General features: G+C 62.5%; 9 protein-coding genes and 1 pseudogene. 3 read left to right on the forward strand and 7 right to left on the reverse strand.

Annotation, left to right across the window (positions count from 1 at the left end; genetic code table 11):
* From AC1DWF_RS27095 to AC1DWF_RS27105, 3 genes are all read left to right on the forward strand, one after another.
* A partial coding sequence (locus tag AC1DWF_RS27095; RefSeq protein ID WP_476842259.1) for a hypothetical protein occupies positions 1–227 on the forward strand: 227 nt, incomplete at its 5' end.
* A gap of 16 nt (positions 228–243) precedes the next feature.
* Complete coding sequence (locus tag AC1DWF_RS27100; protein ID WP_476842260.1) at positions 244–717, forward strand: YidH family protein; 474 nt, start codon at positions 244–246, stop codon at positions 715–717.
* A gap of 224 nt (positions 718–941) precedes the next feature.
* Positions 942–2,888, forward strand: coding sequence for a diguanylate cyclase domain-containing protein (locus AC1DWF_RS27105; protein WP_476842261.1), 1,947 nt, complete (start codon positions 942–944; stop codon positions 2,886–2,888).
* 23 nt (positions 2,889–2,911) lie between these two features.
* Here the strand turns inward: AC1DWF_RS27105 and AC1DWF_RS27110 are convergent, their stop codons facing one another.
* The 7 genes and pseudogenes from AC1DWF_RS27110 to AC1DWF_RS27140 form a co-directional block, all read right to left on the reverse strand.
* Positions 2,912–4,567, reverse strand: coding sequence for a GMC family oxidoreductase (locus tag AC1DWF_RS27110; protein WP_476781452.1), 1,656 nt, complete (start codon positions 4,565–4,567; stop codon positions 2,912–2,914).
* Between the two features lie 10 nt (positions 4,568–4,577).
* Positions 4,578–5,354 carry a 3-ketoacyl-ACP reductase gene (locus tag AC1DWF_RS27115; protein ID WP_476781453.1) on the reverse strand — a complete coding sequence of 259 codons (777 nt, stop codon included), beginning with the start codon at positions 5,352–5,354 and terminating at the stop codon, positions 4,578–4,580.
* Entirely contained in the window at positions 5,351–6,859 is a 1,509-nt protein-coding gene (locus AC1DWF_RS27120) for a GMC oxidoreductase (protein WP_476781454.1), read from the reverse strand. Before AC1DWF_RS27120 ends, AC1DWF_RS27115 begins: the two co-directional genes overlap by 4 nt.
* 1 nt (position 6,860) lies before the next feature.
* A complete protein-coding gene (locus tag AC1DWF_RS27125) occupies positions 6,861–7,976 on the reverse strand; it encodes an ABC transporter ATP-binding protein (RefSeq protein WP_476842262.1) in 1,116 nt (371 codons plus the stop codon).
* A gap of 4 nt (positions 7,977–7,980) precedes the next feature.
* A complete protein-coding gene (locus AC1DWF_RS27130) occupies positions 7,981–8,862 on the reverse strand; it encodes a carbohydrate ABC transporter permease (protein ID WP_476781456.1) in 882 nt (293 codons plus the stop codon).
* Positions 8,859–9,776, reverse strand: a complete 918-nt coding sequence (locus tag AC1DWF_RS27135) for a carbohydrate ABC transporter permease (RefSeq protein ID WP_476781457.1) — start codon at positions 9,774–9,776, stop codon at positions 8,859–8,861. Before AC1DWF_RS27135 ends, AC1DWF_RS27130 begins: the two co-directional genes overlap by 4 nt.
* Positions 9,777–9,841: 65 nt before the next feature.
* Positions 9,842–10,020: pseudogene (locus AC1DWF_RS27140) on the reverse strand (sugar ABC transporter substrate-binding protein); the annotation flags it as partial.

Consider the following 10,020-nt stretch of genomic DNA (forward strand, 5'->3'; position numbering starts at 1 on the left):
CAGGCATCCTCATCAACGGCAACAAGATCACCGGGTCGAACATGTCTTGCACCGCTGGCAAGATAAGCGAAATGAAAGACCACCTCTCGGTGCTTCTGAGCTGCGCCGATTCCGTGATGTTCCAGAGCATGTCCATGTCATTCAGGGTGGTCGACAAGGATACGTTCGAGCGAATGGACCCGAGCTTCCCCGAGATATCGATGAGATACTATCGCTGCCAGCTCTGAATTTGTTGCCCTGCACTTGATCGGGAGGAACGTCACGCCGACGGAACCCACGCTTGCGTTTGACAAGGTTTCGGACGAACTCGCCGCCCGTCGAACCGGTATGGCGTTCCAGCGCACGCGCATGAGCGCCGACCGTACCCTGATGTCGGTGATCCGCACCTCGCTTGCGTTGATCAGCTTCGGCTTCACCATCTACCAGGTGTTTGAGAAATTGCGCGAACAAGCAGCGCTGACCGGCACAGCACCGGCGCGCAATTTCGGCATTGCCCTTGTCGCGCTGGGCATCGTCATGCTCGTTGTCGGCATCATCTACCATCTTCAGTTCATGCTGGGCCTGCGACGGGAGCGTGAGGCGATGAGAGCTGCCGGGCTCGTCCACGCCCAAAGCAGTTTCCCGCCATCGTTCACGCTCGTCACGGCAGTGATCCTGTTTTTCATCGGCGTCGCCGCCATCGTCAGCATGGTCTTCCAGATCGGCCCTTTCGGCTAGAGCGGCGTCTGCAGTACCACCTCCCCGACGTCCTTGCTTCCCGCTTCAACTTCCTCTCCGAGGTGGCATGAATTCAGCTATCCCGGCCTCAAGCGCTCCAAATGTTGACCATTTGGAAGGCTTTTGGGTGCATTAGCGGCCCCTGGTATCGGCCTACGCTGGGTTGCATCCATGGGAGTATGTGCAAGGTGGTCACGGAAGCGAAACAGGGCGTGCAGCGGGGCTTGAACAGCTATCTCCTGGCGCTGGCGCTCGTCTGCCTCGTGCCGGTAATCGCAGTCTCGGCCCTTGCGGTCTGGCATGCGGGATACGCTTACATGCACACCGCGACCACCAGGTTGAACGACACCGCCGGCACGCTCGCCAACGCCATAGAGGGCGAGCTGCAGGGGCGCTTCGCCACCATGGAAGTGCTCGCATCGTCCTTTGCGCAGCCTCATGCGGAGCCGATCCCGCTGTCTGAGAAAGGCTTCGGCAAGATCGGCCTCGATGGTGAGGTCGCACTGGTCGACGCGGAAAGCATGCATGTTTTGCGTTCCCGCTCTACTGTGGCCGCAGGCACCGCCTTGGCCGCACTGCAGAGCCAATCGCCGATGGTCTCGAACATCGTCATCAGGGACGACAGGCCCCTGCTGTCACTGGCGCTGCCGGTGACAGGCGGCCAGGCCGCGTTTGTCCTGACGACTTCCCCTTCCGCGCTGGTGCAGACCTTGCTGCGAGGAAAACGCTCGCTGACTGGCATTCTCGTCGCGGTGACCGATGGCAACGGCCGCATCGTGGCGCGCTCGCGCGAGCCGGAACGTTTCGTCGGTCAAATCGCGCCCGACTGGCCTAAACTCCMGGCGCTGGGAACCGACTCGGGACTGATCGAAGCAGAAACCGCAGAAGGCTTGCCGGTCATGCTTTCGTTCCAGAAACTGCAGGGCACTCCGGGCTGGGTTGTCGTCGTCGGCGAGCCGACAAGCGTTTTCAACGCGCGCTGGCGCGATCCCATCATGAGTCTTCTGATCGGTGCAATCGTGGCGATCGGGCTGGCGCTCACCCTTGCCATGTGGCTGGGCCGCCGCATCCTCCAGCCGGTACAGGCGCTGGTCGCCCACAGCAACGCGATTGCGGACGGCAAGCTGTCGAACGACGCGTCAGTGCCGCCTTCGTCCATTCGCGAATTCGAAATGCTGCGGCTGAGCTTCGAGAAAGCCGAAAAGGCGTTGCGAAGTGAGAAGCGGCGCTATCGGGTCATTGCCGAAGCAGGCGCCATCGTGCTTTGGCGACGTTCTTTCGATGGGGTCGGTTCGGCCACCGGCTGGGAGCAACTGACCGGCAGGCCCGCAAGCGAGCTCGTGGGCTACGATTGGGCCGATGCCATCCACCCCGAAGACCGGCCGCATTCATCGGCAGCCTGGAGCGAGGCGATCGCCAATGCGACACCGCTGGATGTCGAGTTCCGCCTCAAGGTCAGGGACGATCAGTGGCTATGGGTCCGCTCGCAGGGTTCTCCGGTCGCCGACGACAATGGCAATGTTGTTGAATGGGTCGGTGTCCTCGAAGACATCGACGCGCCGAAAAAAGATCAGGCCCGCATCGCCCATATGGCGCACCACGATGCGCTGACGGGACTTGGAAACCGCACTCTGTTCCGGCTGCGCCTGGAGGAGGCTGCTAAAGAGGCCGGCAATGGCGCGCAAGGTGCCTTGCTTTGTCTCGACCTCGACCGATTCAAGCAGGTGAACGACACGCTCGGCCACCCCGTGGGCGACGCGCTCCTGTGCGAAGTTGCTGCCAGATTGCGCAGTTGCACGAGCGGCACGGACTGCATCGCGCGTGTCGGCGGCGACGAGTTCTCGATCGTGCAAACGAATGCCGATCAGCCCGAGGCGGCCGCGGCTCTTGGCAGCAGGCTGGTAGAGGTGCTGTGCGCGCCGTACGACATCGACGGCCATAACATCACCATCGGCGCGAGCGTCGGCATCACGCTGCTGGGCGAGGAACGCCAGGACGTCAGGACCTGGTTGAAGCGTGCGGACCAGGCGCTCTATCGCGCAAAAGAACTCGGTCGCGGACGTATCGCCTTCTACGAGCAGGACGTGTTGTTGGCGGACATGGCGCGTTTGGTCGAACGCAACAAGGTTGCCGAAGCAGCGCCTTCACGTGCTGCTCGCATGTCCAGATAACGCAGCTGGCGCCGGCAGTACGCCTAACTCACCTCGGCGCGCGCTCGTGGCCGCGCGTCGTTGCGCTCATGGGTGAAAATGGCTGGGGGCAGCGGCTCGCGATTGCGGATGATGTCCGCGCCCTTCTCGCCAACCATGATCGTCGGACCGTTGGTGTTGCACGAAGGCACGCGCGGCATGATCGAGCTGTCACAGACGCGCAAGCCTGCAATGCCATGCACCTTCAATTCGAGATCAACCACCGCCATGTCGTCGGTGCCCATTCGGCAGGTGCCGACGGGGTGATGGTCGGTCTTGGCGTTGGCACAGCCATAGTCGAACAGGTCTTCGTCGCTGACTTTGCCCGGCCCAGGCAGGCGTTCGGCCAGCACGAACGGCTTGAGCGCGGCCTGCTGCATGATTTCGCGCGCGACCTTCAGCCCTTCGATCGACATCTTGCGGTCATGTGGATCGCTCCAGTAGTTCGGGTCGATCAAGGGCGCTGCCGCGGGATCGCTCGACGCAAGCCGCACGGTGCCGCGCGAGCGCGGATGCAGATAGGCCGAGTTCAGCGTCACACCGGCGTTCTTGAGCCGCTCAACGCCCGCCTCGATGCCCGAGCCAAGCCCGAGATGAAACTGGATGTCGGGCGAACGCGCGTCGGGGTCGGCATACCAGAAGCCGCCGGTCTCAAACAGGCTCGACGTCACCGGTCCGGTGCGGAACAGCACATATTGCAGGCCGGCCCACAGCGTGCGGTGCAGCTTGGCGACATTGTCGTAGGTGTGATCGCCCGTGCATTCGGAGATGACGAACAGGTCGAGATGATCTTGCATGTTCTCGCCGACGCCCTTGAGGTCGTGAACGACTGTTACACCTACGCCCTTCAAATGATCGGCCGGGCCGATGCCCGACTGCAGCAGAAGTTTCGGCGAGCCTATCGCGCCTGAGGTGACCAGCACCTCGCGCTCGGCGCGGATGAACTCGACGCTATTGCCGTGGGCCACTTCGACTCCAACCGCCCTGCCCTTTTCGACCACGATGCGCGTCACGCGTGCGCCTGTGCGAGCAGTGAGGTTCTGACGGTTTTTGATCGGATCGAGATAGGCCATGGACGCCGACGAGCGGCGCTTGTTGCGCTGGGTCAGCTGGTAGAAGCCGACACCCGCCTGCTGGCGGCCGTTGAAGTCGTGGTTGTAGGGGATGCCTAATTCCTGGCCGGCACGAATATAGGCATCGCAGATCGGCAGTGCCGCCGACGGCATCGAAACGCCGAGCGGACCGCCATAGGAATGATAGTCGTCGGCAAAACGCTGGTTGTCTTCCGAGCGCTTGAAATAGGGCAAAACCGAGCGGTAGTTCCAGCCGGTACAGCCGTCCTCGCGCTCCCATAGATCGTAGTCGGTGGCGTTGCCGCGCGTGTAGAGTTGCGCGTTGATGCTCGACCCGCCGCCGATGACCTTGGCCTGGGTGTAGCGCAGCACGCGGTTTTTCATGTGCTTCTGCGGCACGGTCTCCCAGCCCCAGCTGGCCACGCCCTTGGTCATCTTGGCGAAACCCGCCGGCATGTGGAACAGCGGATTCCAGTCGCCGCCGCCGGCTTCAAGCAGGAGCACGCGAACATCCGCGTCCTCGCTCAGCCGGTTGGCGAGCACGCAGCCGGCCGGCCCGGCGCCTGTGATGATGTAGTCGTAGGTCATCTCGAAACTCTCAAAGTCGCGCGACCGACAACGCACCGTCGGCCTTGATGATGGAACCGGTGGCGAAACCGAAGGCGCCGCTGGCAAGGGCTGCCGCGATGCGTCCGATATCGTCGGGCTCGCCCCAGCGCCCGGCCGGCACCAGCCCTTCGGCGATCAGCCGGTCGTATCTTTCCGTAACTTTCGCCGTCATGTCGGATCGGATGATGCCGGGACGGATCTCGAACACATCGATGCCGGAGCTTGCCAGCCGGAGCGCCAGCCCCTGGGTGAAGGCGGCGAGCCCAGCCTTCGACATGCAGTAGTCGAGCCGCTCGGGCGAGGTCATCTCCGCCGAGATCGAGGTGATGTTGACGATCGAGCGCCGCTGGCCTGGCTGCGGCATGGCCAGCATCATCCGCAGCACGGCTTGCGTGAAAAACACCGTGCCGCGCAGATTGACCGCCATGATGGCATCGAAATTCTCGGGCGTGAGTTCGAGGAAGTCGCCGCGCACCTTGGAGGCGATGCCGGCATTGTTGACCAGGCAGTCGAGCCGCCCGAAATGCTCGACGATCTTGGCCACCGTAGCCGCATGGCCTTCGATCCCGGCGAGGTCCGAGGCGACGAACAGTACCTTGGCACCATGCTTTTCGAGGCCGGACACAGCGTCGGCCGCTGCCTGGTCCTCCTCGCGGTCGGTGATGGCGAGGTCGAAGCCCGCTTCGGCCAAAGCCTTGGCAACCGCAAGTCCGATGCCCCGGCGCGCGCCGGTCACGATGGCCACGGGTTTCGCCTGGATGCTCATGCCGCAAGCTCCTTCCTGGCAATATGGTCGGCGACGCGCAGCGCCTGTGCTGCGATCGTCAGGGCCGGATTGACCGCAGCGGACGTCGGCAAGAAGCTCGCGTCGACCACAAACAGGTTCGGGTGGTCGAAGGCGCGGCAGAAGACATCGAGCGGCGCATCTTTGGGATCGGTGCCGATGCGCACGGTACCGCATTGGTGTGACGGCGTGCGTTTGTCGAAGGCGCGGGAAACCACGATCGGAAAGCCCGCGCTGCGCAGCACGTCCTTGAGCTTCCCCACCAGCCGCTCATGCGCCTCCCAGTTGCTGCGCACCCATTTCAGCACGATGCGATCGCCGTCGACCATGACGCGGCTTTCGGGCGACGGCAGGTCCTCGCTCATCGCGTAGAAGTCGATCGAATGCGCGGTCACCCGGTTGAGCAACCACTCGGGCACCGAGGGCATGGCGCCCTTCAGGATAGTGCCCGAGATGCGCCCGAGCAGCTGTACATTGCCGAGCGGCGGACCGCCCTCGCCGTCCGATAGATAGAAATCGTTGAAGCCAAAGGTCTTCTGGTAGATCGAGTCATTGCGAAACCACGGGCTCAAGGCGATCACCGCCGTCGAGTTGTGGTTCATGAAATTGCGGCCGACCTGGTCGGAGCTGTTGGCGAGACCCCTAGGATTCGCGTCGTTGGCCGAGCGCAGCAGAAGCACTGCCGACTGTACCGCGCCCGCCGACAGGATGACGAGCTTCGGCTTCAGCACCCGGCTCTCGCCATTCTGCGTGAAATGCACGGGAGCAATGTTGCGCCCGTCCGCTCCGGTCTCGAGCCGCGTTACCTTGGCACCGGTCTGTAACTTGACGTTCTCATGCTTCAGCGCGATCGCAAGTGCCGCCGTCTCGGCATCCATCTTGCCGTCGAAACTGTTGGGATGCGCGTCCCACGGCGTCTTGCCCTTGGCGAGCCAGCGCTCGATGTCGACACCCAGCGGCAGCGAAAAAGGATGCACGCCTTTCGCCTTCAGGCGCGCCCGCACCTTTGCAATCGCTGGTTCATCGGCGACAGGCCTCAGCCCATAGGGCTTCGAATGCACGGGTTCGGTCGGGTCTTCGCCAAGTGCGCCGCGCACCTGGTAAAGCGCCTCGGCCAGGCCGTACCAAGGCTCCAGTTCCTCGTAAGGGAACGGCCATGCCGGCGACACACCTTCGAGATGCTGCATCTCTGCGAAATCCTCGCGGCGATAGCGTGTCAGCACGGCACCGTAGAATTTCGAATTGCCACCGACATTGTAGTAGTTGCCGGGATTGAATCCGGTACCGTCGGCCTCATACCAGGTCTCATCAGGGCGGAAATGGCCGCGCTGGAAGATGGCACGCTGGTCGCGGTTTTCGGGGCGGTCCTCGATGTGGCCGCCGGTCTCCAGGATCAGGATCTCGGCGCCGGTCGCAGCAAGGCCAGCGGCGACCGTAGCCCCGCCGACACCTGAACCGATGATGACGATGTCAGGCGATCCAGGCATTTCAGGCGATACGCAGCTGGCTCGTGGGGTCGAAGAAGACCGCCTTGTCGAGGTTGAAGGCGAGCTTCGTCTTCTGGCCTGCATGTATGGCCGCGTCAGCACGCAGCCGCGCGACCACCTCCTTGCCGCCCAGCTTGGTGACGGCGAAGGTGTCGGAGCCGGCCGGCTCCACCACCTCGATCAGGCACTCGCCTTCGGCGATGGATTTGKCGTTGCGGTCGGCGCCATCAGGGTCGGTCAGCGCCTCAGGCCGCACGCCGAAAATGATCTCCTTGCCGGAATAGGCGCCGAGCGCGCCGTTGGCCACCTTGATAGGCAGTGCCAGCGGCTGATCGCCAGGGCGATCGAGAATGACACTGAGACCACCCGCACCGCCTTCGAGACGGCATTTGAGCAGGTTCATCGCCGGCGAGCCCATGAAGTCGGCGACGAACATGTTGGCCGGGCTGTTGTAGATCTCGGCCGGAGTGCCGAACTGCTGCAACACACCGTCCTTCAGCACGGCGATCTTGGAGGCCAGCGTCATCGCCTCGATCTGGTCATGGGTGACATAAACGATGGTCGTTTTCATGCGCTGGTGCAGGCGCTTGATTTCGGTGCGCATATCGACGCGCAGCTTGGCGTCGAGATTGGACAGCGGCTCGTCGAACAGGAACACCTGCGGATCGCGCACCAGCGCCCGGCCCATGGCGACGCGCTGACGCTGGCCGCCGGAAAGCTGGCTCGGCTTGCGGTCGAGCAGATGGCCGATCTGCAGGATGTCGGCGACGGTCTTGATCGCCTTTTCGCGCTCGTCCTTGGGCACGCCTCGAATTTCCATGCCAAAGGCGATGTTCCCCGCAACCGTCATGTTCGGGTAGAGCGCATAGGATTGGAACACCATGGCGATGTCGCGCTTGGACGGATGCAGCCCGGCCACCGACTTGCCGTTGATGGCGATCTCGCCCGAGGTGATCGGTTCGAGTCCGGCAATGGTGTTGAGCAGCGTGGACTTGCCGCAGCCCGASGGGCCGACCAGCACCAGGAAACCGCCCTTGTCGATCTCGATGTTGATGTCCTTGAGGATCTCCACCTGGCCATAGGACTTGTAGAGATTGCTGATCTTGAGAAACGACATGGGCTTACCCCTTGACCGCGCCGGCCATCAGGCCGCGCACGAAGTAGCGTCCGGAGACGATGTAGACGATGAGGGTGGGAAGGGCCGCGAGGATCGCACCGGCGAAGTGCACGTTGTATTCCTTCACGCCGGTCGACGAGTTCACCAGATTGTTCAGCGCCACCGTGAGCGGGATGGAGTTGAAGCCCGAGAAGGACGAGCCGAACAGGAAGTCGTTCCAGATGTTGGTGAACTGCCAGATGACGGTGACGACGATGATCGGCCCCGACGACGGCAGAAGGATGCGGCGGAATATCTGGAAGAAGCTGGCACCGTCGATCTGTGCCGCGCGGATCAGCTCGGTTGGAAACGCCTCGTAATAGTTGCGGAAGAAAAGCGTGGTGAAGCCAAGGCCGTAGATGGCGTGGATGAGCACCAGCCCGGTGATGGTGCCGGCAAGCCCGGTGAGGCCAAGGATGCGGGCCGAGGGGATCAACACGATCTGGAACGGAATGAAGCAGGCAAGCAGCATCATGCCGAAGACGATGCTGTCACCCTTGAAGCGCCACTTGGTCAGCACATAGCCGTTGAGCGCGCCGAGGATGGTGGAGATGGCGACCGCAGGAACGACCATCAGCACCGAGTTGATGAAATAGGGCTTGAGCCCGACCGGCTGCACGCCGATCTGCGCCGTCGACCATGCGGACAGCCAGGGCGCTATCGTCCATTGCTGCGGCAACGCCAGCATGTTGCCTTGCCGGATTTCCTCCAGCGGCTTCAGCGAATTGACCACCATGACGTAGAGTGGAAGCAGGTAGTAGATCGCAAACAGGATGAGCACGACATAGATGATGGCGCGGGCGAAGATGCTGTTGCGGGTGGCGACGTCTTGGGAAGCAGCGCTCATTTTTTCTTCCCCCCGAGCTCGGAATAGAGATAGGGCACGATGATGGTGAAGATCATCATCATCATGATGATCGCAGAAGCGGCGCCCATGCCCATTTCGTTGCGTCCGAATGTGAATTTCTGCATGAACAATGCCGGGGTCCAGGTCGCGGTGCCGGGGCCGCCGTCAGTCATCGCCACGACAAGGTCGTAGGACTTGATGGCGAGGTGGGCGAGCACCACGAAAGCCGAGAGGAACACTGGGCGCATCAGCGGAATGATGATGCGGCGGTAGATGGTGAGCGTCGAGGCGCCGTCGATCTGGGCGGCCTTGATGATCTCATTGTCGACGCCGCGCAGGCCGGCGAGGAACATCGCCATGACGAAGCCCGAGGACTGCCAGACCGCGGCAATGACGATGGTGTAGATCGCCATCTTGCCGTCCTTGATCCAGCGGAACGAAAAGCTTTCCCAGCCCCATGACTGCATGACGTGCTCAAGCCCGATGCCCGGATCGAGGAACCATTTCCAGGCAACGCCGGTGACGATGAACGACAACGCCATGGGGTACAGGTAGATCGGCCGCAGGAAGCCTTCGCCGCGGATCTTCTGGTCGAGGAAGATGGCAAGCGCCAGTCCGATCGCGCTGCACACGACGATGTACAGCACCGAAAAGATGGCGAGGTTCTTGAGGGCCGTGATCCAGTTGGGATGGTTGAACAGCCTGACATAGTTGCCGAAGCCGACCCAGGTCGAAAAATCAGGCAAAAGCTTCGAGCCTGAGAACGACAGGAAGGCCGTGAAGATGATGAAGCCGTACACGAAGATAAGGATCACCGCGAAGCTCGGCGCCAGCACGAGCTTCGGCAGAAGATCCTGCATCGTCGCGCGCGGGTTCGCTACCGCGCGGGGTGCGGTCGTCGTAAGATCGGCCATGGGTCCAGCCTCTGGGTTGATCTGGTAAAGGGTGCCCCGGCCGAAGCCGGGGCACTGGGCTAAACTTAGCCCTTGGCTGCGGCAACCGCTTCGGCCAGCGCTTGGGCCGCGGCCTTGGAGTCGATGTCGCCGTTGTATTGGCGTGTGATGACGTCATACATGGCGTTCTTCACTGCAGCTGGGCTGGCATGGCCTTGGGACATCGAGCCGAACAGCGTGCCTTTCTCGTTGGCTTCGGCAAGGT

The sequence above is a fragment of the Aminobacter sp. P4_D5 genome (assembly GCF_056401815.1).

Bases quoted from the DNA above. Each gene is read 5' to 3' on its own strand.
- AC1DWF_RS27115 (WP_476781453.1), bottom strand. From the start codon at position 5,354: ATGAGCATCCAGGCGAAACCCGTGGCCATCGTGACCGGCGCGCGCCGG.
- AC1DWF_RS27120 (WP_476781454.1), bottom strand. From the start codon at position 6,859: ATGCCTGGATCGCCTGACATCGTCATCATCGGTTCAGGTGTCGGCGGG.
- AC1DWF_RS27130 (WP_476781456.1), bottom strand. From the start codon at position 8,862: ATGAGCGCTGCTTCCCAAGACGTCGCCACCCGCAACAGCATCTTCGCC.
- AC1DWF_RS27110 (WP_476781452.1), bottom strand. From the start codon at position 4,567: ATGACCTACGACTACATCATCACAGGCGCCGGGCCGGCCGGCTGCGTG.
- AC1DWF_RS27135 (WP_476781457.1), bottom strand. From the start codon at position 9,776: ATGGCCGATCTTACGACGACCGCACCCCGCGCGGTAGCGAACCCGCGC.